Annotated in this window: 16 protein-coding genes; 9 read left to right on the top strand and 7 right to left on the bottom strand. The window is 53.4% G+C overall.

Annotation, left to right across the window (positions count from 1 at the left end):
• Nucleotides 1-93 precede the first annotated feature (93 nt).
• Together FOA19_RS17880 and dapF are read right to left on the bottom strand one after the other, a co-directional pair.
• Nucleotides 94-909 (bottom strand): glycosyltransferase family 2 protein, encoded by an 816-nt coding sequence (locus tag FOA19_RS17880; protein ID WP_149092214.1) that lies wholly within the window; start codon nucleotides 907-909, stop codon nucleotides 94-96.
• Nucleotides 910-1,008: 99 nt separating this feature from the next.
• A complete protein-coding gene (gene dapF / locus FOA19_RS17875) occupies nucleotides 1,009-1,779 on the bottom strand; it encodes a diaminopimelate epimerase (protein WP_149092213.1) in 771 nt (256 codons plus the stop codon).
• 389 nt (nucleotides 1,780-2,168) lie between these two features.
• Here dapF and FOA19_RS17870 point away from each other — a divergent pair, with 389 nt between their 5' ends.
• The gene (locus tag FOA19_RS17870) at nucleotides 2,169-3,056 is read left to right on the top strand and encodes a class I SAM-dependent methyltransferase (RefSeq protein ID WP_149092212.1); all 888 of its coding nucleotides are present in this window, start codon (nucleotides 2,169-2,171) and stop codon (nucleotides 3,054-3,056) included.
• Between the two features lie 219 nt (nucleotides 3,057-3,275).
• Nucleotides 3,276-4,214, top strand: a complete 939-nt coding sequence (locus FOA19_RS17865) for a Ppx/GppA phosphatase family protein (protein ID WP_149092211.1) — start codon at nucleotides 3,276-3,278, stop codon at nucleotides 4,212-4,214.
• 768 nt (nucleotides 4,215-4,982) lie between these two features.
• Here the strand turns inward: FOA19_RS17865 and FOA19_RS17860 are convergent.
• Together FOA19_RS17860 and FOA19_RS17855 are read right to left on the bottom strand one after the other, a co-directional pair.
• Nucleotides 4,983-7,346, bottom strand: coding sequence for a tetratricopeptide repeat protein (locus FOA19_RS17860; RefSeq protein WP_149092210.1), 2,364 nt, complete (start codon nucleotides 7,344-7,346; stop codon nucleotides 4,983-4,985).
• Between the two features lie 780 nt (nucleotides 7,347-8,126).
• The gene (locus tag FOA19_RS17855; RefSeq protein ID WP_190300456.1) at nucleotides 8,127-9,695 is read right to left on the bottom strand and encodes a DUF4139 domain-containing protein; all 1,569 of its coding nucleotides are present in this window, start codon (nucleotides 9,693-9,695) and stop codon (nucleotides 8,127-8,129) included.
• 199 nt (nucleotides 9,696-9,894) lie between these two features.
• Here FOA19_RS17855 and FOA19_RS17850 point away from each other — a divergent pair, with 199 nt between their 5' ends.
• The 7 genes from FOA19_RS17850 to dnaK all read left to right on the top strand — a co-directional run bounded on the left by FOA19_RS17850 (nucleotide 9,895) and on the right by dnaK (nucleotide 22,271).
• Nucleotides 9,895-10,953, top strand: coding sequence for an Ldh family oxidoreductase (locus FOA19_RS17850; protein ID WP_149092208.1), 1,059 nt, complete (start codon nucleotides 9,895-9,897; stop codon nucleotides 10,951-10,953).
• 105 nt (nucleotides 10,954-11,058) lie between these two features.
• Nucleotides 11,059-11,760, top strand: a complete 702-nt coding sequence (locus FOA19_RS17845; protein ID WP_149092207.1) for an ion transporter — start codon at nucleotides 11,059-11,061, stop codon at nucleotides 11,758-11,760.
• A gap of 110 nt (nucleotides 11,761-11,870) precedes the next feature.
• Complete coding sequence (locus FOA19_RS17840; protein WP_149092206.1) at nucleotides 11,871-13,670, top strand: M61 family metallopeptidase; 1,800 nt, start codon at nucleotides 11,871-11,873, stop codon at nucleotides 13,668-13,670.
• Nucleotides 13,671-14,018: 348 nt separating this feature from the next.
• A complete protein-coding gene (locus tag FOA19_RS17835) occupies nucleotides 14,019-16,451 on the top strand; it encodes a zinc-dependent metalloprotease (protein WP_190300455.1) in 2,433 nt (810 codons plus the stop codon).
• A 387-nt stretch (nucleotides 16,452-16,838) separates the two neighbouring features.
• Complete coding sequence (locus FOA19_RS17830) at nucleotides 16,839-18,470, top strand: TldD/PmbA family protein (RefSeq protein ID WP_149092205.1); 1,632 nt, start codon at nucleotides 16,839-16,841, stop codon at nucleotides 18,468-18,470.
• Between the two features lie 121 nt (nucleotides 18,471-18,591).
• Nucleotides 18,592-19,926, top strand: coding sequence for a TldD/PmbA family protein (locus tag FOA19_RS17825; protein WP_149092204.1), 1,335 nt, complete (start codon nucleotides 18,592-18,594; stop codon nucleotides 19,924-19,926).
• A 485-nt stretch (nucleotides 19,927-20,411) separates the two neighbouring features.
• Nucleotides 20,412-22,271, top strand: a complete 1,860-nt coding sequence (dnaK, locus tag FOA19_RS17820; protein WP_149092203.1) for a molecular chaperone DnaK — start codon at nucleotides 20,412-20,414, stop codon at nucleotides 22,269-22,271.
• Nucleotides 22,272-22,373: 102 nt separating this feature from the next.
• Here dnaK and FOA19_RS17815 read toward each other — a convergent pair whose 3' ends face one another.
• From FOA19_RS17815 to carA, 3 genes are all read right to left on the bottom strand, one after another.
• Nucleotides 22,374-22,679 carry an FtsB family cell division protein gene (locus FOA19_RS17815; protein WP_149092202.1) on the bottom strand — a complete coding sequence of 102 codons (306 nt, stop codon included), beginning with the start codon at nucleotides 22,677-22,679 and terminating at the stop codon, nucleotides 22,374-22,376.
• A 168-nt stretch (nucleotides 22,680-22,847) separates the two neighbouring features.
• Nucleotides 22,848-24,125, bottom strand: coding sequence for a phosphopyruvate hydratase (gene eno / locus FOA19_RS17810; RefSeq protein WP_149092201.1), 1,278 nt, complete (start codon nucleotides 24,123-24,125; stop codon nucleotides 22,848-22,850).
• Nucleotides 24,126-24,141: 16 nt separating this feature from the next.
• Entirely contained in the window at nucleotides 24,142-25,254 is a 1,113-nt protein-coding gene (carA, locus tag FOA19_RS17805) for a glutamine-hydrolyzing carbamoyl-phosphate synthase small subunit (RefSeq protein ID WP_149092200.1), read from the bottom strand.
• Nucleotides 25,255-25,278 lie beyond the last annotated feature (24 nt).

The raw sequence follows: 25,278 nt of genomic DNA, 5'->3' as shown, positions 1-25,278 counted from the left end.
AAACAGCCCAAAAACCAAAAAGCTACTTTTTTTCAGATTTTCAGATGACCAAAGATGGAAAATTTTCAGTCATCTCCCGTAAGTTTTGGATTGTTACTTCTGCAGGTACTGGTCTACCCCTTTAGGGCAGTAAGTGATGTTGGTCTGGATGGTAGTGCGCAGCAGTTCCTCATTGATGGCTTTGCGGCTGGTGTCTATGTACGGATGATGGAGATGGAAACACACACCGCCCATTTTCAAAGCACGTTTCCTGATGCCGGCGTTCATGAGCCGTGCCGCCAGTTCGCTGTCCTCGGGTCCCCAACCGGTATAGCTTTCATTGTAGCCGTTCACGGTCAAGAGGTCGTTGCGCCAGAAAGACATGTTGCACCCTTTGGCGTAGTACTTGTTTTTGCCTTTGAGTTTGTAGCGGTCGGCCAGCAATCTTCTTAAGAATCCCAGGCGCAGGCCGTTGAATAGGTTGCTCGTTTTGATGATGTCGCGCAGGCTGAAATGGACGGTGGATTGGTCCATGACCTGGCGGGTGTTCTCCTCTGAGAGGTTGATTCTGCCGCCGGCCAGAAAACGTCCGCGCGCGGCTAGGGAAAGGTGGTCCTGCACAAAGTTGGGGTGCAGAATCACGTCGCCGTCTACCTGCACAATGTAAGGTTCTTTGGCCCTGGCAATGGCCTGGTTCAGGATCTTCGTTTTCTGGAAACCATTGTCCGGTTGCCACAGGTGAATGAGCGGCACCGGAAAATCCTGCTGGAGCCGGGAGATCAATTCCTGGGTCTCGGGACCGGAGCCGTCATCGGCAATCAATACTTCTTTGGGCATCACTACTTGCCGGGCCACACTCTGCAGACACAGGTTAAGGGCAGCGGGCCAGTTATAGGTGGAAACAATGAGCGAGCACGTGAGTGATGCCATTCAGTAAGGGCTTAGGGTTATGTTTTTCTTTGCAAAGCTTTAAACGGGGGAATGTTGATTGGGGGTAATGAAAGTGATTGGCAATAAAGGTAAATGGATTTACAGGCTGATCTCGCCTTTGAACACCTGCAGCGCCGGCCCAATGAGGAACACGTTTCTGAAGCTCTGGCCTTCCTGTTCAAAGCTTACCTGCAGCTCTCCGCCCAGCACCTGAATGTGGACAGGACTCTTATATCCGGCCCGGCTGGCGGCCAGGGCGCAGGCGGTTACACCGGTTCCGCAGGAAAAGGTCTCATCCTCCACGCCGCGTTCGTAGGTACGCACAAACAACTTATTCTCCGACAGGTGCTCCACGAAGTTCACGTTGGTTCCTTCGGCCTTGAAACGGCCTGAGTAACGGATAGCACGTCCTTCTTGGAACACGTCCAGATCCTGTAGCGCCTCAACTTGCTTCACGTAGTGCGGCGAGCCGGTGTTCATAAACGTGGCGGTGGCCAGGTCTTCTACTTCGTCCACGTCTTTCATCTGCAGGTGCACCAACCCGTCTTTCAGGAACGCCTTGTGCGGACCGTCTGAGGCGATGAAATACGCCTGGTCTTCCACCACCCCCAGGAATTGGGCAAATGCCACAAGGCAGCGCCCGCCATTTCCGCACATAGAGCCCACGCGGCCATCGGCGTTGTAGTAGACCATCTCAAAGTCATAGCCTTCTTTCTCCTGCAACAGCATGAGGCCATCGGCCCCAATTCCCTTGCGCCGGTCGCACAGGAAAGCCACCTGTTCCTGGCTCAGTTGAATGTTCTGTTCCCGGTTGTCCAGCACCACAAAGTCATTGCCGGTGCCCTGGTATTTATAGAAAGTTAAATCCATGATGAAAATAAAGGAGCTTTTCCTCTTTTTAGGCGAGGTCTCCTGCTTATAAGAACCTTGAAAAGTAAGAAAAAAAGATTTGCCGCGCTACCTCTCTACTTCATAACCTGATGCTCATGTTAAAAATTCACCAGGGTATCCGGTGCTTGCGTTGCCAGTTTTAGGTTAGAGAAACCAGTTTTCCGTTTAGCGGCTCTTTCCCTAAAAACAAGGCCGAAACGCTCTTCCCTGTCTCCTCGGCCTTACATCACCTCTTCCTGTTTAACGGATGTTTTCTCAAAAACGTGGCTGAAACGCAGGTTCCATTGGCTCTGTAAAGCCCTCTGCAAGAAGAACAGCACTGCACGCCACAAAACCGTACCTTTGCACCTTTACCACCCCGAAAACCTATGTACACTTTCCTGACCACCAGCGCCTGGACCGATTACGAACTGATTGACTGCGGCAATTTTGAGAAACTGGAGCGCTTTGGAGACTACGTGCTGGCCCGCCCAGAGCCCCAGGCCGCCTGGGACAAACATCTCTCCGAGGGTGAGTGGCAGAGGCTGGCGCAGGCTACTTTCAAACGCGAGAAAGGCAACCAGGAGAAAGGACAGTGGCAACTGAAAAAAGGCATGGCCGAGCAGTGGTTCATCAACTACCGATACAACGACCTTAAACTACGGTTCCGGTTGGGCTTGTCCTCTTTTAAGCACGTAGGGCTGTTTCCCGAGCAGGACCCCAACTGGCAATTCATCTTTGACCGTACCCGCGCCCTGCCCGGCAAACCCAAAGTCCTGAACATGTTCGCCTACACCGGCGGGGCCTCGCTGGCCGCCAACGCCGCCGGCGCCGATGTCACCCACCTGGATTCTGTGAAGCAGGTAAACTTCTGGGCCCGCCAGAACATGGAAGCCAGCAACCTGGACAACATCCGGTGGCTGGTGGAAGACGCCCTGAAATACGCCCGCCGCGAGGTGAAACGCGGAAACAAATACCAGGGCATCATCCTGGACCCGCCCGCCTACGGCCGCGGTCCCGATGGCGAGAAATGGCTCCTGGAGGAGCAGATCAACGAGCTCATCAAACTCTGCTCCCAACTCCTTGACCCAGAAAACAACTTCTTCGTGATCAACCTGTATTCCCTTGGGTTTTCGGCCTTGATTTTGGATAACCTCATCAAAGCGTCCTTCGGTAACGTGGTGCGCAACGAGGAACTGGGCGAGCTGTATTTAGAAGACCAGGCCAAACGCAAACTGCCGCTGGGCACGTTCTTCCGGTTCAGTTCTGAAAAGTAATTGTTCATCGGTGATTGCTGATTGTTAGTACAATCCAAAGCCGTTTTAAGCCCTATTTGCAGAAAATCGGCTTAAAACGGCTTTCTTTGTTTCTGTTTCCGATCATCGACAAAACCAATTGGTTTTCCGTAATGCTTTGGAAACTTCCTGCGCCGGAAGAAAGCTGTTTTCTTTCTGCCCAACCCTTAGTCCTACATTCACTCCTCATTTTCATTTTATATGGCCCGCCGATTCGCCCTTATAGACCTTGGAACCAATACGTTTCACCTACTGATTGTTGAACTAAACGCCGATGGCGGGCAGCAGACCCTATACAAAACCAAAGTACCGGTGAAGCTGGGCGAGGGCGGCATCAGCAAAGGCGAGATTACGCCGGCAGCCCGGGAACGCGGTCTCAAAACGCTGGCTGAGTTCAAAGAGATCATGGACCAGCACGGGGTGGAAACCGTGAAAGCCACCGCCACTAGCGCCCTGCGCAACGCCAGCAACGGCCCTGAGGTAGTAGCCGCCATCAAAGAACACACCGGCATTGACGTGGAAGTCATCTCCGGCGCCCGTGAGGCCGAGCTGATTTTCAAAGGCGTGCAACTGGCCATGGAAGTAGGCCCCAAACCGGTGCTGGTGATGGACATCGGCGGCGGCAGCATCGAGTTCATCATCGGGACGGACAAAGGCATTCTCTGGAAGAAAAGCTTCGAGATTGGTGCCCAGCGTCTACTGGACAAGTTCTACCCAGACCAGGAACAAGCCATTAAACCAGAACAGGTCAAAGCCCTCCGTCATTACCTGCAAGATCACCTGCAAAAACTGACCTCCGCCGTACTGCAGCACCAACCCGAAGTGCTGATCGGTTCCTCCGGCACCTTTGACACGCTCATTGACATGGACCTGGCCCCACAAGGAATTACCCGTGACCCCAACGGCTCCCCAGACATGTCTCTGGCGCTGGCTACCTTTCACCGGCAGTACAAAGAACTCCTGCAAAAACCCCGCCCCGAACGTCTGGCTATCCCCGGCATGCTGGCCATGCGGGTAGACATGATTGTTGTCGCGTGTGTGGCCATTGACTGGGTTTTGGAGAAGTATAATCTGGAGAAAATCAGGGTGTCTGCGTATGCGCTGAAGGAAGGGATGTTGGCGGAGTTGATGCAGGGATAGGTCTTCTTTCTTTGAGTTTTGGATGCATTCGTAGACTGTTTGTGTTTGCGTAGTCCGCTTTTGCTAGCGTGGCGCCGCTGTTTGCGTTTGTGCATAAGCTGGGTTGTTTCATAGCTGGGCTCCGAGCGCTCACGGCCGCGAGGCCCCGCCTTCCGGCCTCGCGCTGCGCCAGCTTCCTTTGCTCCTTTCAGTCGCAATGCCTGCGGCACCGGAACCTGACAAGGCGCTCAACCGAAAGGCTGTAAACGGGAATGAGCCAACTGCAGCAAGGAGTTTTATATACAAAAAAGTAGAACCTGTTCCACTGCAGACTCCCCCCTTGAGGGGGGCGAGGGGGGGTGTTTACACCTGCTGGCCATGGCGGTTATTCCCCAGTTCCATGGTTCAAGTCTGTGACTTGGACCCACTATGCCCGGCAGTTTGCAACTGCCGTGGTTATGATTCCACTAAAAGCAGATTCTCCCCTTGAGAATTGCCCAAACGAGGGTTTGGGACAGCGAGCGTAGCTTTAAAGAGGGGTGTTTACATTTCCCGATCCATGTCCTATCAATTGCACAATAGTAGAGACCAAGCACCGACTTGTCTCCTACGTTCCCCGCGCAACCTATTGAACCAATAAAGAAGACACCCACAAGAGGTGCCCCTACTTTTATCAAAAAAATCATTCAGGTTTAGCCCCTGATTTCTAAAAACAGCTTATAAACAGTAAGCTTTAATCCACAAGCAGAACGGCCTCTCTTAGTTAGGAAAGGCCGTTCTGCTTGTGGATTAGGTCAGCTTTTTGAATTGCTTTTGGTAGGCTTTGTTTAGGGTTTTAAGATCTTTGCTGCCGCCGGTGTAGGTGTTGGCCAGTTGCTTGTAGTCACCTTTGGGGTTGGCCTGGGCATCGCGGGTGGCGAGGAGCTGGCCTATCTGTTCCTGCAGTTGGTTCAGGTTATATTTGGTGTATTTCAAGGCGACTAAGCGTTTTACCAGCTCCAGGGCACCGGTGGCATCTCCGTTGGCGGCGGCGTGCCGGGCGACCTCGGCCACGAAGGTTTTGTTTTCGTGGTTCACAGCAAAAGCGAGCAGAGTTGCTTGGTTTACCCCAAACCGAGCGACGCCGGCGGTTTCATAGTGCTCGCTGGCCTCCTGGTACACCTTCACGGCTTCGGGCATGTTGTTCTGGCCGATGATCGCATTAACTTTCTGCAGCAGTTCCTGGTAATGGGCCGGCGCGTCGATGCGGGCGAGCTCCACTTCGGCGGTGGCCGATGGAATGGCACATCCGCTGTTTCCTTTGGCGGCCGCGATGGCCTGGTCCAGTTCAGCGGCGGCTTGGGCAAACTTGCGCTCGGCGCTCAGTTGCAAAGAACGCTGGTAGTGCTGGTCATAGGAAGCTTGGGCATTGGCACACTCTTGGGAAAAAATCCCTTGGTTCAGGGCCCGGAATTTGCCGTCCAATTCTTTGTCGTTCACTAAGCCGTAGCGGATTTGCAGGTTGGTGACCTCGGCGGAGATGGAGCGCGCCTGGGGCAGTTTGTTAGCGTTGGCCTGCAACTGACCTTGTGCGATCTTCTCCAGAATCACGGGGCGGGCCGCCTGACGGAGCAGTTTCTCGGCATCTGGTTGGGGCGTTAAGTCGAAGTCAGTGGCCAAACTCTTTCCTTTTTCAAAGGCCATCAGCGCCGCAGAATATTGTTTAGTCTGAAAGGCTTTGCGGCCATCGGCCATGTAGCCGGCGTACACTTGTTGCTGCACATCGCGGAGCAGGTTGGTAGCGGCGGCATCTGAGTCAATGGCGGTTTTGTTGTTGCGGGCGTACTGCTGCGCTTCCCGGGCCAGCTTTTCGGCCTGGCTGAGGTTTCTCTGGTCCAGGGCCTGGCGTCCGTCCTGCAGCAAATCGTCATAGATGCCGTTTATGGCGAACTCAATGCCTTTCTCCCACAGCTCAGGGCGGCAACGCAGGCTGGAGATGCTTCGGCAGAATTCCTGGGCTTCTTCAAACGCTTCCAGCGCTTGGCGGTACTTGCCTTGGTTGTTCAGTTGCTCTCCGTTGTGCACGTACTCGTTCTGGATATCCAGCGCCAGCTCCTGCCCAAACCGATAAGTCTCCGGATCTACCTGCATGCGGTTAAGGAGATCACGGGTGCGTTTTGAGGCTTCTTTCAGGTAACCGGCCTTAAAATCCAGGCGGGCCAGTTGCAGGTGCGCCGGCGCAAAGGCAGGGTTAGCTTGGAGGGAGCGCTCAAAGAACTCACGGCCCGCCCGAGCGTTGCCGTTCATGGCCATCTCCAGACCGCGGTTATAGAAGATCTCGGGGAGGCGGGCCCACATCTGATCCAGGGCTATCCGGCGCTCTTTCATGCGTAGTTCCAGATCCTGCATGCGGCGCTGCAACTGCACTGGATCGTGCCGGCGGAGGCCCAGTTCGCGCTCCATCCGGTTGTCATCTAGCAAAGCCAGATCCCGCTCCAGTACTTTCAGCCGATCACCGTGTAAGGCCAAGTGGTCGATGTCATTGGGGTTCACGGCTTGCAGATCGCGGGAAAGCTGGGCCAAGCGGGCATCGGCTTCATAGTACCGGTTTACCAAATTCAACCGGTTGCGCACGGCACCGTCGTTCCCGGCAGAAAAGCCCAGTTTCCTCTCCACCACCTTCAGCTTATAGCCCGCAAAATCGGAGGTGTCTTTCACGGAGGTCTGCACCAACATGGTTGCCCCGTCTTCGCTGATGCTCTTATTGGAAACATCAAAGGTCTGCAGCACTTTGCCCTCGCGGCCCAGCAACTGCACCTTGGCTGTGATCACGGTTGGGGTTAAGGCATCAGAGAAGTCAAACTCCCGGAAAAGCACCTGCTCCCGCACCCGCACATGGCGCACCGAGGCGTTCACCGCCACCTGGTCTCCGGTGCGGGTGATCTTCTCCTGTTGCTCAAACTCCACCGGCAGCACCAGTTTCCCCGACCGATGGTGGTTGTCTCTCCCCAGTTGCTGCGCCAGGGCATTCAAGTCTGGATTAGCGAAGCTGGAAATAGAGATAGACTCCTGCTTGGTTTGCTCATACAGCACTTTAGTGGAAGACTGCGCCTCGGCCTGCCCGCCCCAGAAGAGCAGCGAAACGATGAAAAAGGAGAGTAAATGAGCTTTCATAATATTAGCCGTATCTTATATTCAGCAAAAGGCAAAATCCGTTCCAGAAAAAGAGCCGTGTACACCTATTTACCTGGAAGATGCACCATCAGGCTTTGAGGTTGCCTTAGGCCGGTAAATTAGTCGGGAATACACAGGATGTTTTAGGTCTGTTCCGCGCAAAACAGCCCCAAAACACATAGACAGGACACTCAGGTCCGTTGCCTCCCCTATGCGGATAGATTTGAAGATTAGGAATTGGTTGAACCGGCGGGGTAATATATTCTTCTTACTCTTTTAATGATTAAGAGGAATCATCTGCTTCCCGTAAGCCTCTGCTCACGGCAGTTGCAAACTGCCGGTCATGTTGGGTCCAAGTCACAGACTTGAACCATGAAACTGGAGAGCAAATGCAATGACCAGCAGGTGTAAACACCCCTCTACGCTCCCCTCAAGGGGAGAATCTCTAATTTGGAAACGGACATACTGCTAAACACTGTAGCTGTTGAAAGAACCCAATTCCAGCCTTTCGGTTGAGCGCCTTGTGCTTTTCCGGTGTTGGGCAACGCCCAACATTCCGATGGCTTTAGCCGAGGAAAGGAAAAGAACACAGCGCGAGGCCGGAAGGCGAGGCCTCGCGGCCGTGAGCGCTCGGAGCCCAGCTATGGAACAATACAGCTTATGCACCCACGCCAACTATGGCGCCACGCCAGCGGAAACGGACTACGAATGCATAAGAACCCATAGAAACACAATCGCTAAGCAAATAGAAATCAGATTAAAGTACGTCAAAGAACCCTCTTACAACCCACTCACCTGCTTATTTTTCGGATACTTCACCACGTACCGCAGCGTGCGCTTCACCGTCTCATTCGGTTTCAAAGAAACGAGCCACGTCACTTTCCCAGAATCCTTGTCGAGTTTGCCACCGTTCAGGTCCACATCTTCCACTTCAATTTCAGAAGTCGTGCTCATGGGAATCTGATCTTCCACTGTAATGGTCACCGCTTGTGCTTTGGTGTTCCGGAGACTGATTTCGTAGCCAAACTGTTCTTTGATGTTGCTGCCCAAGGTGGAGCGTTTCTGGTAGTCTTTCAAGCGCTCACGCTGTACCACTACGTTCTGGTCCCGCCCCAGAGAAAGGGTGAGCGTGTCACGGGTCTGCGCTGGATTGAGGAAAGACTTACCGGTGAAGGTACCCGCCAGGAATACGTTAGCCTCGCCAGGCAGCAATTTCAGGTTCTCCCAGTTGGTCAGGTGGGCCACCAGAAACGCCGTGGGATCAAGCTTAGGGACGGTGGTGTGGGCATAAGTGGTATTCAAGTTGTGCTGCTGAATGTCCACGGTGTGTGGTTCCCCATCGGAAGGCACGCTGAACGGAATGCCAATCTTGAACTCAGCAGCGAGGGTAGTGGCAACGGCTTCGGTGAAGTCTGAGGTTCTTACTGAAGTAGCAGATCCTGTTGTTGCTTCCTTCCTCGTTACACCGTATCCTGTCACTACTACTTCGTTTAACTCTTTCTCTGAGTCCTGCACTGCCACGCCACCCACCCTACCTTGTAAGGCACCTCTAATAGATACCGGCTGGACAATTCCTAACTGCTGAGGAAACAGATCCGGTCTCTGCGCTCCTTCTGCGGGGTTGGTGGTAGCTAGGGTCAGTTGTACGTTGTACCAGTTCACGCCGGTGTTCTGCCGCACGTTGGCTTTGTATTGCAGTTGCACTGGTCCAGAGCCGCCGCTAGCCCGGAGGTCATAGATAGGTTCCCACATCGCATTTATTACCACGTAAGATACCTCAAGCGCCACCTGGGCACGAGACTGCGCCTGTACGGATACAATCACGCGATTATTCGCCTGCTGGTTTTGGCGGGTTTGGTTCACCTGGTTGTTGAACTGGTTCTGGCGCTCACGCAGCAGGGTTAATTGCAAGTCTATCGTTTGGATTTCCTTCCGGATGGCCAGCATACGGGTGCGGTAATAATCGGCTACTTCTTTGAGGCGGGCAGCGGTGAGTCCGGTTTGCGAACCACCAATGTTCTGGTTGGCCTGCAGCAACGCCTCTTCTTTCTGCAACACCTCGCGCTGGTCTGAAAGCGTTCTGATGCGGCCGTTATAGCTTTGCAGCGAGTCCTCCAGCCGTTGCAACTCAGATGGCTTGGCCGTGTTCCGCAGGAAATTCTGCTCGTAGCGCACCGAGAGCAGCGTTACATTGCCCGTTGGATTCACTTGCACGCTCCGCTCATCCAGTTGCGCCGGTAAGCCTTCCAACACCAACTCGGTTACGCCCGGCTCTACCGAGGCTTTGCCGGTGTTGGTGACCTGTGCTCGGTTAAGGAACACCGTCACGGCTTTCACCTGGGTAGTCATTGTTTCCTGTTTTTGCGCCGAAACAGGAAAAACAAGCCAGAAACAGCTTAGCCACAGGCCCAGGCTTACGCGGAACAAATTCATAAAGGGTAAGTTAGAGGTAGACAGAACAAATCAATGCTTTCACAAAGGAAGCATTTCTGCTGGAATGTTTTCTTCCGTTTGCCTTACCTTTGGCGCTTTCCATCTGAATTAGCGCATGTACCCCTACGAACGACTTTTCGATTTTTCCCGCAAGATATTCCTGGCCATCGGCTGCCCGCCCGAGGATGCCCAAACCGCCACTGAAACCCTGCTCTCCGCCGATATCCGCGGCGTGGACTCGCACGGCGTAGCCCGCCTCATCGGCTACGTGCGCCTCTGGGAAGCCGGCCGCATCAACGCCACGCCCAACGTGCGCATTGTGCACGAGACGCCCAGCACCGCCACGGTAGACGGCGACGGAGGCCTCGGGTTGGTTGTAGCACCAAAGGCCATGCAGATTGCGCTGGAGAAAGCCAAAGTTGCCGGTAGCGGATGGGTGGCTGTGAAGAACTCCAACCACTTCGGGATTGCCGGCTACCACGCCATGAAAGCCCTGGAGCACGACATGATTGGCATGGCCATGACCAACGCCAGTCCGCTTGTGGCTCCCACTTATTCCCTGGAACGATTGCTGGGCACCAACCCCATTGCCGTGGCCATTCCGGCCAACGAGCAACCTCCTTTCGTCGCCGATTTAGCCACTACCACCGCTGCTAACGGCAAACTGGAGATGCTGCAGCGCAAGAACCTGGAAGCGCCCCTCGGCTGGATTCAGGCGTTAGACGGCTCGCCCTCCACCAACCCCAACGAACTGAAAGACGGCGGCGCCCTGCTCCCGCTAGGCGGCGACACCGGTAGTCACAAAGGCTACGCGCTGGGTGCGGTGGTAGACATTTTCTCAGCAGTCTTATCTGGTGCCAACTACGGCCCATGGGTACCGCCGTTCGTGAGTTTCCTGGCACCGCCCGCAGATCCGGTGGGCGAAGGCATTGGGCACTTCTTCGGAGCCATGCGCGTAGACGCCTTCCGTCCTGCCGATGACTTCAAAAACCACATGGACAACTGGATCACCCGCTTTAGAAGCTCCAAAGCCAAAGACGGTCACCAAGTCCTCATCCCCGGCGACCCAGAGCGCCTCTTCACCGAGCAACGCATGAAAGAAGGCATTCCGCTGCTTCCGCCGGTAGTAAAAGATTTAGAAGGCTTAGGCGAGAAGTTTGGGGTGACGTTGTAAAGCAATCTGTTTAGGGCCTATTTTTAGGAAAAGAGGGCAAAAAGAAGAAGCTTGAGGTAAATACCTTGACATCTATTCTGTAGGATTTAACGCTCTAGCAAGACAATGGAAGAAAAATCCAATGAAAAGGCCTCCCCTAAACTGGGCATCTTAAACATTACGGTCTTCATTCTCTCCTTGTATGTGTTGGGGTCTCTGGTAGTAGATACCATTTATGTATTGCCAGAGGAAACCTCCACCCTACTCAGGTATTTAGATAATGCTATTTGCGCTTTCTTCTTTCTGGAGTTTTGCATTAGGCTCTACAAAGCAGAGAACAAGCTCAAGTTCATGCGCTGGGGTTGGATTGATCTGGTCTCCAGCATTCCGATGGTAGATTTCCTGCGGGCCGGCAGGCTTCTTAGGCTGATAAGAATCTTCAGGATTCTCAGGGCTTTCAGGTCAACACAGCAACTGCTGCATCATCTTTTTGTCTCCAAAGCCAAAGGCGCTTTTACGTCCGTTTTCATCATCGCCATCCTGCTCATCATCTTCTCTTCCATTGCAATCCTGCAGGTAGAAACAGACCCTAACAGCAATATCAAAACGGCCGAGGATGCTATTTGGTGGGCTTACGTCACCATCACCACAGTGGGGTACGGAGACAAATTCCCGGTCACCACAGAAGGCCGGCTCATTGCCGCTATTCTGATGACGGCCGGGGTTGGGTTGTTTGGAACATTCACCGCCTATGTGGCCTCCTGGTTTGTGGCAGTGCCCCAACAAGAGAAGCAGAACAACGGAACCGAAGAAAAAGGTACTTCTTGATTTTGTTCCTTCCTTACTCTCGTAATATTTTCCTGCTCCCTACGACTTATCTTCTAGTTAAATATTTTGCCCACGGCGTGCTTTTCCGCCCTACACCCTTTATACCAATAATGAAGAAATTTACCATGGCTTTAGGCCTTTTGGGCTTTTTAGCTTTTGCAGAGCCTGCCCAGGCGGCCAAAACGCCGGAGCTCACCTACAAGGTCAACCTGAATGACCGTGCCGATGACCTGTTCAAAGTTTCCCTACAGGTGAAAGGCCTCAAAGCGGAGAACAATGTGTTTCAGTTCGCGTCTACCGCCCCCGGCACGTACCAAACCATGGACATCGGGCGGTTTGTGCGCAATTTCAAGGCTTTTGACAAAAAGGGCCGCGAAATAGCCTCCAAGCAGCTCAACACCAATCAATGGGAGTTAAGCGAGCCTAGCAAGGTACGTAAAATCACCTACCAGATTGCCGAAACCTGGGATACCAAGGTAGACAAGAATACGGTGTACGCCATGTGCGGCACCTCGCTGGAGAAAGACCATGCGCTAATCAACGGCCAAGGCGTTTTTGGCTACCTGAAAGGTCTGCAGGGCAACCCCATGCGCCTGAAACTGGAGTATCCTAACGAGTGGGAAGTGGGCACCGCCTTGAAGACCGATAAAAACGGCTATTTCCTCATCAACAACTATGACCACGCGGTAGACTCCCCTATTCTGGCTGGTACACTTACCAAAGCGTCCACTAATTACGCCGGCACCACCATTGACATCTACACCTACTCCAAAACCGGGAAAATCAAGTCGCAGGACCTGGTCACCAATATGACCACCATGCTGGATGCCGCCCATAAGTTTGTGGTCAATTTTCCGGTGGACCGCTACACGTTCCTGTATCATTTCGAGGACGAGACCTGGGGCGCCTGGGAGCACTCCTACAGCTCTGAGTACGTGATGAAGGAAGAGGATTTAACCCCCCAATTCGCGCATCAGTTAACAGACATCGCCTCGCATGAGTTCTTCCACATCATCACGCCGTTGAACATCCACAGTGAGATCATTGAGCGCTTCAACTTTGAGACGCCTACCCCCTCGCAGCACCTGTGGCTGTATGAAGGTACCACCGAGTGGGCTTCTGACATCATGCAACTGAGAGCCGGCATGATAGACCTGCCCGCTTATCTGAAAGATATGCGCCAGAAGCTGCTCGTCAACGATGTGATGGGCAATGACTACAGCCTGCGGGAACTCAGCCTGACATCTTACACGCCCAAGGGCAAACAGATTTACGGCAACATCTACCAGCGCGGCGCGGCTACCGCGGCCCTCCTGGACATTCGATTGCTGGAGCTTTCAGGCGGCAAACGCGGCCTGCGCGAAGTCATCAATGATCTGTCAAAGGAGTACGGCCCCACGAAATCGTTCCCGGAGAAGCAGTTCTTCGAGATCTTCACGGCCAAGACTTATCCTGAGATCGCAGACTTCTTCAACCGCTACATCAAAGCCGCAGAACCGCTGCCGGTGGCCGAGTATTTTGGGAAACTAGGCATCAGGTACACCCCTTCCCGAACGTCCGATAAAAAGACCATTGACCCAGGCTTCGGTTTAGGTGCTCCGGACGGAAAAATTGTGTTTCAGAAAGTGAACGCCACCCAACAGCAAGCCGGCCTGAAAGACGGTGATGAGTTGGTGGCCATCAATGGCACACCCATTTCTTTGCAGAACGCCAACCAGGAGGTTCCTAAGATTTTCCAATTAAAGGCCGGGGATGCCTATGCCTTGATCGTGCGGAGAAACGGAAAAGAAGAAAAATTACAGCTGAAGATGCTGGAAAACCAGGAAGTGCAGAAGCACCTTTTCGAGGTAGAGGAGAATGCCACACCTGCGCAGCTCTCCCTCCGCCAAAGCTGGATAAAGAACCTGTAGATTCTATCTTTTAACAGGCAAAAGCCACTGTTCTGCACAAGGACAGTGGCTTTTTGGTGTGCTTCTACTGCCAAAGACTTTAAACAAAAGGAAATTATGAATAACCCTGGTAAATAAACTTACTGCGAAAACCCTATAGAACACCATCAATGACAACCCGCCACTTCAACACTAAAAGTGGCGGGTTTTATATTTAACTTAATTTCTGGAAAACAAGCCTGAAACGCCTTTCTATAACAACACCTTTATACGGGCAACTAGCAGTCCCATAAACATAGCCTTGCCCCTATGTTCTTAATTCACTACCTTATCCAGCTCTTTCCGTTTCAGGCTTACTTTTCCAAAAACATGCGCAAAACGCTACTCTCCTTTCTTTTCGCTTTTCTGGCACTTTCCCAAATTTGGGCCCAAAACAAACCCGCGGGCATTGCAGGCAAAATCGCAGGCATGCAGAAGTTCAGCGGTTATTTCCCGTTTTACTGGGATGAGGCCACCGGCCGTATCCTGCTGGAGATTGATAAACTAGACCAGCAATTCTTGTATGTGAACTCCCTGGCCGCCGGCCTCGGCTCCAACGACATCGGGCTAGACCGCGGGCAGTTGGGCGGCGAGCACGTGGTGTATTTCCATAAGGTTGGCCCCAAGGTGCTGCTCATGGAACCCAACCAGGGCTACCGCGCCATGAACGGCAACCCCGCCGAGGAACAGGCCGTGGCGCAGTCGTTCGCGCAGTCGGCGCTGTGGGGATTCAAGGTGGAGGCCACGGAAGGCGACAAGGTCTTGGTAGACGCCACCGAGTTCATCCTCCGCGATGCCCATGACGTGGTGGGCAGCATCCGGCGCAGCCGCCAGGGTTCTTACCGCCTAGATGCCAACCGCTCGGTTATGTATTTGCCCCGCACCAAGAACTTTCCGCAGAACTCAGAGTTTGAGGCCACGCTCACGTTTGTGGGCGGCGAGGATGCCGGCAATTTCGTACGCAGCGTCACGCCCTCGGCGCAGGCCATCACGTTGCGCCAGCACCACTCGTTTGTGCAACTCCCCGACGCCAAGTACACGCCCCGCGCCATGGACCCCAGAGGCGGCTACTTCGGGATTGAGTACTTTGATTTCAGCACGCCCGTGGACCAGCCTATTGTGAAGCGCTTCATTGCCCGGCACCGCCTCCAGAAGAAGAACCCGGCCGCTGCCGTCTCTGAGGCCGTGGAACCCATTGTGTACTACGTAGACCATGCCGCGCCGGAACCCATCAGATCAGCGCTCTTGGAAGGTGCTCGCTGGTGGGCGCAGGCGTTTGAGGCCGCCGGTTACAAAGACGCGTTCAAAGTGGAAATTTTGCCCGTAGATGCGGACCCCATGGACGTACGCTACAACGTGATCCAGTGGGTGCACCGCAGCACCCGGGGCTGGTCTTACGGCGCCACCGTCACCGACCCCAGAACCGGCGAGATCATCAAAGGGCACGTAAGCCTGGGCTCCCTGCGCGTGCGCCAGGATTTTCTCATCGCTGAGGGGCTGCTAGCTCCTTATGAACAAGGCAAACCCGCTAATCCCGAGATGATGAAAATGGCGCTTTCCCGCCTGCGGCAACTGTCTGCCCATGAACTGGGCCACACCCTGGGCATCATGCACAACTACGCCGCCAGCGTGAGCAACCGCGCCAGCGTCATGGATTACCCCCATCCTACCGTGAAACTGACTGCGAACGGCGACATTGACCTTTCTGATGCTTACGCTGTGGGCATTGGTGAATGGGACAAAGAAGCCATCAAGTTTGGCTACCAGCATTTCCCGGCCGGCACGAACGAACAACAGGCCTTGGACCAGCAATTGCGCGAGGCCCACAAACGCGGTCTCCAGTTCATCTCTGACCGAGATTCCCGCGCACCGGGCGGCGCGCATCCGCAGGCCCATCTCTGGGACAATGGCGCCAGCGCCTCTGAAGAACTGAAGCATGTGTTAAGTGTGCGGCAGAAAGCGTTGGAGCGTTTCGGGGAGAACAATATCAAGCCGGGTGTTCCTATGGCCATGTTAGAAGACGCGCTGGTACCCATTTACAACTACCACCGCTACCAGGTAGAAGCGGCCGCCAAACTAGTGGGAGGTCTGAACTACACCTACGCGGCGCGCGGCGACGGACAGTTGGTAACGGAGTTTGTGCCCGAGGCCGAGCAGCAAAAAGCCCTGGATGCTTTGCTCTCTACCCTTGAGCCGAACGTGCTGGCGCTACCGGAGAAAATCATCGCTGCCATTCCGCCCCGGCCCGCTGGTTGGTCTCCTACCCGCGAACTGTTTGACAAACGCACCGGCCTCACCTTTGACCCGCTGGCTGCTGCCGAGGCTTCGGCAGATTTCACGCTCTCTTTCCTATTCCACCCGGAGCGCGCCACGCGGCTGGTGGAGTTGAAAGCCCGGGGTAACGGCTTAGGCCTGGACGAGGTCCTGAACCAGATCATTGACCAAACCTGGGAAAGCAAAGGCGCCTCGGGCATGAACGGACAGGTGCAGCTGCTCACCCAGCAATTGGTTCTCACGCACCTCATGGCTCTTTCCCAAAATGAAGAGGCCTCCTACGCGGCCCGTGCCGCTGCCCTGCTGCAACTGAACAACCTGGAGAAAAAGGCCAAGAAACTAACCAACTCCTCTACCGATGCGGTGAAAGCCAATGCCCTCTTAGCCTTAGACCGCCTGAAAAAACCTCAAGATGCCAAACCGCAACTCCACAAAGACCTTCCACCCGGCGCGCCCATCGGCTCTCTGGACATGATAGGCTGCGAATAGCGTTTTACCCCTGTTTTCCTGAAAACAGCCCCAAATCCCATCTCCACTAGAGGTGGGATTTTTTATGGACACGCATATCGTCCCCCTTTGAAGGCCCGGGATGATGAGGCGTGCTGATTACGGCATTCCAGATCATGTAGGGGCAATCCCTTGTGGTTGCCCTTTTCTCTGTAGTAAGTGTTGTTTGGTTCTTGTAACGGCTTTGTCATCCCCCTACCCCCTTCAAAGGGGGACGATATGCGTGTTTAGAATTCAAACTTACATCAAGGAGTAGAAAGGAACCGGCCTCTCACACTAGCTTGTATATAGAAAATAACCAATACAACTTCCTTGCAAATGCGCCTGAAATTCTTACATTTAAGTAACTAACCCTTAAATTCTTCCACCTTGAAAAGACGCGATTTCCTTCAACTTTCCGGCCTTGGGTTTGGTACCCTCATGCTGCCGATTCCGCTCTGGGGCAACGATGTGGCCCCGGAGGCGATGCTCACTCCTCTGGAAGCAGCCGTGAAGAAACAAATTGCCGATGCGGCCCTCAACGCCGCCACGTCTAAAGGTGCTTCCTACGCCGACGTCCGGATTGGCCGCTACCTGAACCAGTACCTCATTACTCGGGAAGACAAGGTGCAGAACACCGTGAACACCGAGTCTTTTGGCTTGGGTGTGCGCGTCTTGGTAAACGGTACCTGGGGGTTCTCGGCCATTGACGAAGTCTCGCCCGCCGGGGCTGCTAAAGCTGCCGAACTGGCCGTAGCCATTGCCAAGGCGAACTCTAAGCTGCAGACCGAGCCAGTACAACTGGCCCCGCAACAAGGCTACGGCGAGGTGAGCTGGAAAACACCCATTGAGCGCAATGCCTTTGAGGTGCCGCTCAAGGAAAAGGTAGACATTCTCTTGGGCGCCAACGCCGCCGCCATGCAGAACGGCGCCAACTACGTGAATTCGGCCTTATTTTTGGTAAACGAGCAGAAATACTTCGCGTCTACAGATGGCTCTTACATTGAACAGGACGTGCACCGCATCTGGCCCGTGCTCAACGTCACGGCCATTGACCAGAAAACCGGCAAGTTCGAGACGCGGCAATCGTTGAGCGCTCCCACCGGGATGGGCTTCGAATACCTAAGCGGTCGGCCCGCCGATAAAATCAAAGGCATTACCACCCGCTACGGCAGAACCTATGACATGGTGGAAGATGCCACCGCCGCCGCTAAACAAGCCAAGGAGAAACTGACCGCTAAATCTGTCCTGGCCGGCAAATATGACCTGGTGCTGGACCCCTCGCACCTGTGGCTTACCATCCATGAGAGTGTGGGCCACCCGCTGGAACTGGACCGCGTGCTGGGCTACGAGGCTAACTTCGCCGGGACCTCCTTCGCTACGCTGGACAAATGGAAATCCAAAAACTTCAAGTACGGCAGCCCGCAGGTGAATCTCTTCGCCGATAAAGTGCAGCCCGGTTCCCTGGGCGCGGTGGGGTATGACGATGAAGGCGTGAAAACCAAACGTTGGGATCTAGTGAAAGACGGTACGCTGGTGAACTACCAGGCCACCAGAGACCAGGTACACATGCTGGGAGAAAAAGAATCGCACGGATGCTGCTACGCCGACAATTGGAGCTCGGTGCAGTTCCAGCGCATGCCTAATGTGTCTTTGGCTGCCGGCAAGCAGAAACTGAGCGTAGATGACATGATCAAGAACGTGGAGAAAGGCATCTACATCATAGGCGATGGTTCCTTTTCTATTGACCAGCAGCGCTATAACTTCCAGTTTGGCGGGCAGCTGTACTACGAGATCAAAGACGGCAAGATTGTGGGCCCGCTCAAAGACGTGGCCTACCAAAGCAACACCCAGGAATTCTGGAACTCCTGCGCCGCCGTCTGTGACGAGAGCGACTACCGCCTAGGTGGTTCCTTCTTCGATGGCAAAGGCCAGCCTACGCAAGTCAGCGCGGTTTCGCACGGTTCCGCTACCACGCGCTTCAACGGCGTGAACGTGATCAATACAGGTCGGAAAATCTAACGGTTTTCCAGTCCTGAGTTCTGAGTCCATAGTCTTGAGTCATTTTTTACAACTCAGGACTCAGAACTCAAGACTCAGAACTAAAACAAGCAGTTTCTATCAACATCAGACGTATCTACCAATGGCAATATATACCCAAGAACAAGCGCAGGCCATCCTGAAGAAGGTAATGGCCTTGAGTAAAGCCGATGAATGCGAGGCCAACCTGAATGGCAGCAAATCTGGGAACGTGCGCTACGCGCGCAATTCCGTGTCTACCGCAGGTGAGGCGCACACCACGTCGTTGGTGGTGCAGTCCTCTTTTGGGAAGAAAGTGGGCACCGCTACCATCAATGAGTTTGACGATGCGTCGCTGGAGAAAGTGGTCCGCCGCTCAGAGGAATTAGCTAAACTTGCCCCCGAAAACCCCGAGTATATGGGCGTGCTGGGTCCGCAGAAATACATCGCCACCAGCCCGTACGTGGCGGCCACGGCAGCCATTACGCCAGACAAACGGGCCGAGATGGTGGCGCAAAGCATCTCGGCGGCAAAAGCCAAAAACCTGACCGCCGCCGGTTACCTGCAAGACTCGGTAGGGTTCCAATCGATGATGAACAGCAAAGGGCTGTTCGCCTACAATACAGACACCGGGGTGGACTTTTCCCTTACCGTGCGCACGCCAGACGGCACCGGCTCTGGGTATGTTTCGCGGGGCTTCAATGACGTGAACAAACTGAACACCGCCACGGCCTCCAATATTGCCGTAATTAAAGCCACTGGCTCCAAAGATGCCAAGGCCCTGGAACCGGGCAAGTACACCGTGATTCTGGAACCGGCCGCTGTAGCCGTGATGCTGGAGAACCTGTTCTTCAACATGGATGCCCGCTCTGCCGACGAAGGCCGCAGCTTTTTAAGTAAGGCCGGAGGCGGAAACAAACTTGGGCAGAAACTGGTGGACGAACGCGTGACCATCTACTCAGACCCGGCGCACCCCGAGCTACCCACCTCTCCTTGGGCGCAGGACGGACAGGCCCTGAACAAAGTCACCTGGATAGACAAAGGCGTGGTGAAACAGATTCCGGTCTCCCGCTTTTGGGCGCAGCAGAAGAAAATAACGCCGGTGCCTTTTCCTAACTCGGCCATCATGCAGGGCGGTACCCAAAGCCTGGAAGACATGATCAAAGGAACGCAGAAAGGCATTCTGGTGACCCGCCTGTGGTACATCAGAAGCGTGGACCCGCAGACACTCCTGCTCACCGGCCTCACCCGCGACGGAACCTTCTACATTGAAAACGGCAAGATCAAACACGCCGTCAAGAACTTCCGCTTCAACGAAAGCCCCATCATCATGCTCAACAATCTTGAAGCCTTGGGTAAAACCGAGCGCGTAGTAAGCGGCGAATCCTCAAACAACTACCTGCTGCCTCCGCTTAAAATCCGGGATTTCACCTTCAGCAGTTTGTCTGATGCGGTGTAAGAAAGTTCACTGAGAATTTCATTTCAACAGAAAAGCGTTTTAGGTCTGATTCAACAAAATCAGGCCTGAAACGCTTTTTCTTTATTCGCTGGCGCGAGCTTGCAGCTCGTGTCCGCACGCATTTCTGAAAGCCTTCCCCAATTTGTCCTCTTGGAAAGATCTTGTGGCCAAACTAGAAAAGCCTTTTAGACACGCTTCTACTGTTCGCTCACAAGGTCCTTTCAGGATGACAGAAAGGGTGATCTGCCATGTGCGCGGACACGAGCGGGACGCTCGCGCCAGCGAAGAACCCGTTGCATCATTTCTTTGCCAATTCTGTTTTAGGCTCATTTTCAGGAAATCAGCTTAAAAGCGCTAAGATTCTTTCTTTAGGAATCACAGGCAAGTTTCGCCACCTATCCCACAGGAAACCGTACCCTTGTAAGAGGCTATTTCTTCGTACTTTTGCGGAAGTGTGCGGAAACGCATTGCATTAACTTTGACACATGGCTAAAATAGCAATAAATCTTACCACCGCTTCCATCCAAAAGGAAGAGGTGATTGTGGGCATTGACCTGGGTACTACCAACAGTCTGGTCGCGTATATGCACCCAGAGGACCACGCCCCCATTGCCATCAATGACCAGGGATTCGGAACCATTGTCCCTTCGGTGGTGCATTTTTCCAGGGAAGGCGAAGTGATTGTGGGCAATAATGCCAAAGAGTACCTGCTCACCGATCCGGCCAATACCATTTACTCAGTGAAGCGCTTGCTGGGCAAATCTTACCAGGACCTGGGCGAACACAAAGATTTCTTCGGCTACAAAATCATTGACGATAACTCCGAGGGACTGGTGAAGATACGGGTGCAGGACAAGTTTTACTCCCCAATTGAGCTGAGTGCCGAGATCCTGAAAGAGCTCCGCGCCCGCGCTGAGCACGCCTTGAAAACACCGGTAAACCGCGCGGTAATCACCGTGCCTGCCTACTTCAACGACTCGCAGCGCCAAGCTACCCGCGATGCCGGTAAACTAGCTGGTCTGGAGGTACTGCGCATCGTGAACGAGCCTACGGCGGCTTCGTTGGCCTACGGCATTGGCTTAGACCAATCAGAGGAGCGCACCATTGCCGTGTATGACCTGGGCGGCGGCACGTTTGACATCTCCATCCTGCGCATCCACCAGGGCATCTTTGAGGTGCTGTCTACCAATGGTGATACGTATTTGGGTGGCGATGATCTGGACCGCGCCATTGTGAACCATTGGTTCCAACAGAACCCTTCCCTGGCCTCGCAGGTATCTGCCGATGCGAATCTGTCCCAGGCGGTGCGTTTACAGGCCGAGGAAGCCAAGAAAACCCTCAGCAGCCAGAATACCTTCACCAGCCAACTGCATGGCGTAGAACTAGCCTTAGACCGGCCCACATTTGAGTCGCTCATCACACCTATCGTGGACCGCACCATAGCGTCCTGCCAGATGGCTCTAAAAGATGCCGGTTTGCAGCCTGAGCAGATTGACACCGTGATCATGGTGGGCGGTTCTACCCGCGTGCCCCTGGTGTACCAAACCGTGAGCGATTTCTTCGGGAAGCCCGCCAACAACTCCTTGAACCCAGATGAGGTAGTAGCCCTTGGTGCCGCCATCCAGGCCGATGTCTTGGCTGGGAACCGCAAAGACATCCTGCTGCTAGACGTGACGCCGCTTACCTTAGGTATTGAGACCATGGGCGGCCTCATGGATTCCATTATTCCCCGCAACTCCAAGATCCCCACTAAAGCCGGTCGGCAGTACACCACTTCTGTGGACGGACAGGTGAACATGAAAATCTCTGTGTACCAAGGAGAACGTGATGTGGTGAAAGAGAACCGCAAACTGGCCGAGTTCGATTTGAAGGGCATTCCAGCCATGCCTGCGGGCTTTCCCAAGGTAGACGTGAACTTCATCCTGAATGCCGATGGTATCTTGAAAGTAGAAGCCATTGAGCTGCGTTCCGGCGTACGGCAGGAAGTGGAAGTAAAACCGCAGTACGGCCTCACCGATGACCAGGTAGAGCAGATGCTGATGGATTCCATTACCCACGCCCGCGAGGATGTTTCCACCCGCATGGTCATTGAGGCCCGTACCACCGCCGAGCAGATGATTTACCAGGTAGAGCGTTTCGTGCAGAAAAACGGTGAGCACCTGACTCCAGAGGAAATAGAACTGACAAACCAGAACGTGCAAAACCTGAAAGACGTGTTGCCCACCGGCGACAAAGACACCATCTTGAAGGCCGTAGATGTGCTGGAAGAGCAGACCAGCCCGTTTGCGGAGCGCGTGATGCAGATCTCTATCAAGAAAGCCATGACCGGCAAAAAGATTGAATAACCGTTTCAGGGCAGTTTTTCAGAAAATGACCTAAAAACAGGCATAAAAGCAGAAGGCGCAACCTAACCAGTTGCGCCTTCTGCTTTTAAATTTAAAGAGAGTTTACTTCTCTTCTTCGTCTTTTTCTACAATGAGGTACAGGTCCTCCGTGGGCTTTTTCATGAGGTATTTCTCCCGCGCGAATTTCTCCAGCAACTCGGGGTTACTCATCAATTCCTTGCGGTCTTTCTGCACCTCGGCAATCTTCTCCAGGTAATAGTCGCGCTCCTCTTCCAGTATGGTGAGTTTGCGGCTAGTTTGGAACTGGGTGATGAAATCATTGGAGTCAAAGAAGAACATCCAGGCCAGAAAGGCCACGCCAGTCAAGAAATAGAAGTTCCGGAAAAATTTAGGGACGCGTGCTAACATAGTCTAAACAAAAAATGGCGGCAAACTTTCGCTTGCCGCCATGAATTTACAAAGAATCCAGAAGGTAACTACACCAGAGGCGAATCAATTCTGTAAAATCTGTTTTCGGCCTGTTTTCTATAAAACATAGTCAAAACTAGATATATACGGTTCGCTTCTGAAGGCAGATTACATTTTCCGGCCCGGGAAGTAAGCAACCTCGCCCAATTCTTCCTCAATGCGGAGTAACTGGTTGTACTTGGCCATCCGGTCTGAACGGGAAGCCGAGCCGGTTTTGATTTGACCGGTGTTCAAGGCCACGGCTAAGTCAGCAATGGTGTTGTCTTCGGTCTCACCTGAACGGTGGCTCATGATGCTCTTATAGCCATTGATACGGCCCAGGTTGATGGCGTTGATGGTCTCGGTCAAAGTACCAATCTGGTTTACTTTGATGAGGATCGCGTTGGCCACTTGCTGGTCGATTCCTTGCTGCAGACGAGTCACGTTGGTCACGAACAAGTCATCGCCTACCAACTGGGTTTTGTTCCCGATAGAATCGGTCAAAGCTTTCCAGCCAGTCCAGTCATCCTCGTCCATCCCGTCTTCAATAGAGATGATCGGGTATTTGTTTGCCCACTCAGTCCAGTAGCCTACCATCTCAGAAGAGGTAAGTTTGTCACCGGTAGATTTCTTGAAGTGGTAGTGGCCGGTAGAGGCATCGTAGAACTCAGAAGCGGCGGCATCCATGGCAATCATGAAGTCTTCGCCCGGACGGTATCCAGCGGCTTCAATCGCCTGCAATACTACCTCAATGGCTTCCTGGTTAGACCCGATGTTCGGCGCGAACCCGCCTTCATCCCCCACGTTCGTAGACATACCTTTTTTCTTCAGTACGTTCTTCAGGTGGTGGAACACCTCGGTACCCCAACGCAGCGCCTCAGAGAAAGAAGAAGCACCTACTGGCATCACCATGAACTCTTGGAAGTCGATGGAGTTATCCGCGTGGCTACCGCCGTTCAGGATGTTCATCATGGGTACTGGCAAGGTGTTGGCGTTTACGCCACCTACGTACCGGTACAGAGACTGACCCGCTTCCTTCGCTGCCGCTTTGGCTGCCGCCAGAGAAACCCCCAGGATGGCGTTCGCGCCCAACTTGGCTTTGTTGTCGGTCCCGTCAATCTCAATCATGATCTTATCCAGCAGGCTCTGCTCGAATACATTGAAACCAACCAGTTCATCGGCAATGATGGTGTTCACGTTCTGCACGGCTTGCAGCACCCCTTTGCCCATGTACATGCTCTTATCATCGTCACGTAACTCTACAGCCTCGTGTTTACCGGTAGAAGCTCCAGACGGAACGGCGGCACGACCCACAATCCCGTTCTGGGTGATCACGTCTACCTCAACGGTAGGATTTCCGCGGGAGTCAAAAATCTGGCGGGCTTTGATGTCTTCAATTAAGCTCATATAGTTCTATTTTGATTTATGATTTCTTTTCTTTCTCCAGCATCTCCACAAAGAGGTCAAACAGGTACTCAGAGTCGTGCGGCCCCGGAGAAGACTCTGGGTGGTACTGCACACTGAAAGCCGGTTTGTTCTTTATCCTTATGCCTTCAACGGTGTTGTCGTTAAGGTTGATGTGGGTGATTTCTACGTTAGGGTGATTTCTCACTGCTTCAGCGTCCACCGCAAACCCATGGTTCTGCGAAGTAATCTCGCTTTTGCCAGTAATCAGGTTCTTCACCGGGTGGTTAAGTCCGCGGTGCCCATTGTGCATTTTGTAAGTAGGGATACCGTTTGCTTGGGCCAGAATCTGGTGCCCCATGCAAATCCCGAACATCGGCTTTTCGATAGCAAGAATCTGCTCTACGCTTTTCACCGCTTCGGTGGTCACCGCAGGGTCTCCAGGACCGTTGGAGATGAAGTATCCGTCTGGTCCCCAGGCTTCCATTTCTTCAAAGGTGGTACCATAAGGGAATACGCGGCACTCACAACCTCTGCTGGTAAGGTTATTCAGGATATTGCGTTTTACGCCCAAATCTAAGACAGCCACCTTAAACCGAGTCTCAGCTACAGGCAGATCATACTGCTGGAGAGTAGATACTTTAGAAGAGAGTTCCAGGCCTGCCATGGAGGGCACTTCTTGCAACTGCAGCTTAAGAGCTTCCACATCTGTGGTCTCAGAGGAGATGATGGCATTCATGACGCCTTTATCCCGCACGTAACGCACCAGCTCTCTGGTATCAATCTCGCAGATACCCACAATGCCGGCTTTCTCGAAATACTCCTGCAAAGATCCTTCTGCCGTCTTTCTGGAAAAATGGTGCGAAAACTCCTTGCAGATAAGTCCTTTGATCTGGATGTTACCAGATTCCACTTCTTCCTGCTGCACCCCGTAGTTCCCTACGTGTGACACAGTAGTAATCACTATCTGGCCGTAGTAAGAAGGATCTGTGAAGATCTCCTGATAGCCCGTCATGCCTGTGTTAAAACAGACCTCGCCGCCAGTGGTTCCAACTCTTCCAAGGCTCTTACCATGGAAAACTGTGCCGTCTTCCAGCACCAATACTGCATCAGTTGTTGTATGAAGCTTCATTCTGTTTTACTTATGTGGCAAAAA

It is taken from the genome of Rufibacter hautae, assembly GCF_008271695.1.
Classification (GTDB): domain Bacteria; phylum Bacteroidota; class Bacteroidia; order Cytophagales; family Hymenobacteraceae; genus Nibribacter; species Nibribacter hautae.
This window is presented reverse-complemented; position numbering and strand designations above follow the sequence as displayed.

Excerpts from the sequence above, each read along its gene's own strand:
- FOA19_RS17880 (WP_149092214.1), bottom strand. The coding sequence starts at position 909 with ATGGCATCACTCACGTGCTCGCTCATTGTTTCCACCTATAACTGGCCC.
- dapF (WP_149092213.1), bottom strand. The coding sequence starts at position 1,779 with ATGGATTTAACTTTCTATAAATACCAGGGCACCGGCAATGACTTTGTG.
- FOA19_RS17870 (WP_149092212.1), top strand. The coding sequence starts at position 2,169 with ATGTACACTTTCCTGACCACCAGCGCCTGGACCGATTACGAACTGATT.
- FOA19_RS17865 (WP_149092211.1), top strand. The coding sequence starts at position 3,276 with ATGGCCCGCCGATTCGCCCTTATAGACCTTGGAACCAATACGTTTCAC.
- FOA19_RS17860 (WP_149092210.1), bottom strand. The coding sequence starts at position 7,346 with ATGAAAGCTCATTTACTCTCCTTTTTCATCGTTTCGCTGCTCTTCTGG.
- FOA19_RS17855 (WP_190300456.1), bottom strand. The coding sequence starts at position 9,695 with ATGACTACCCAGGTGAAAGCCGTGACGGTGTTCCTTAACCGAGCACAG.
- FOA19_RS17850 (WP_149092208.1), top strand. The coding sequence starts at position 9,895 with ATGTACCCCTACGAACGACTTTTCGATTTTTCCCGCAAGATATTCCTG.
- FOA19_RS17845 (WP_149092207.1), top strand. The coding sequence starts at position 11,059 with ATGGAAGAAAAATCCAATGAAAAGGCCTCCCCTAAACTGGGCATCTTA.
- FOA19_RS17840 (WP_149092206.1), top strand. The coding sequence starts at position 11,871 with ATGAAGAAATTTACCATGGCTTTAGGCCTTTTGGGCTTTTTAGCTTTT.
- FOA19_RS17835 (WP_190300455.1), top strand. The coding sequence starts at position 14,019 with ATGCGCAAAACGCTACTCTCCTTTCTTTTCGCTTTTCTGGCACTTTCC.
- FOA19_RS17825 (WP_149092204.1), top strand. The coding sequence starts at position 18,592 with ATGGCAATATATACCCAAGAACAAGCGCAGGCCATCCTGAAGAAGGTA.
- dnaK (WP_149092203.1), top strand. The coding sequence starts at position 20,412 with ATGGCTAAAATAGCAATAAATCTTACCACCGCTTCCATCCAAAAGGAA.
- FOA19_RS17815 (WP_149092202.1), bottom strand. The coding sequence starts at position 22,679 with ATGTTAGCACGCGTCCCTAAATTTTTCCGGAACTTCTATTTCTTGACT.
- eno (WP_149092201.1), bottom strand. The coding sequence starts at position 24,125 with ATGAGCTTAATTGAAGACATCAAAGCCCGCCAGATTTTTGACTCCCGC.
- carA (WP_149092200.1), bottom strand. The coding sequence starts at position 25,254 with ATGAAGCTTCATACAACAACTGATGCAGTATTGGTGCTGGAAGACGGC.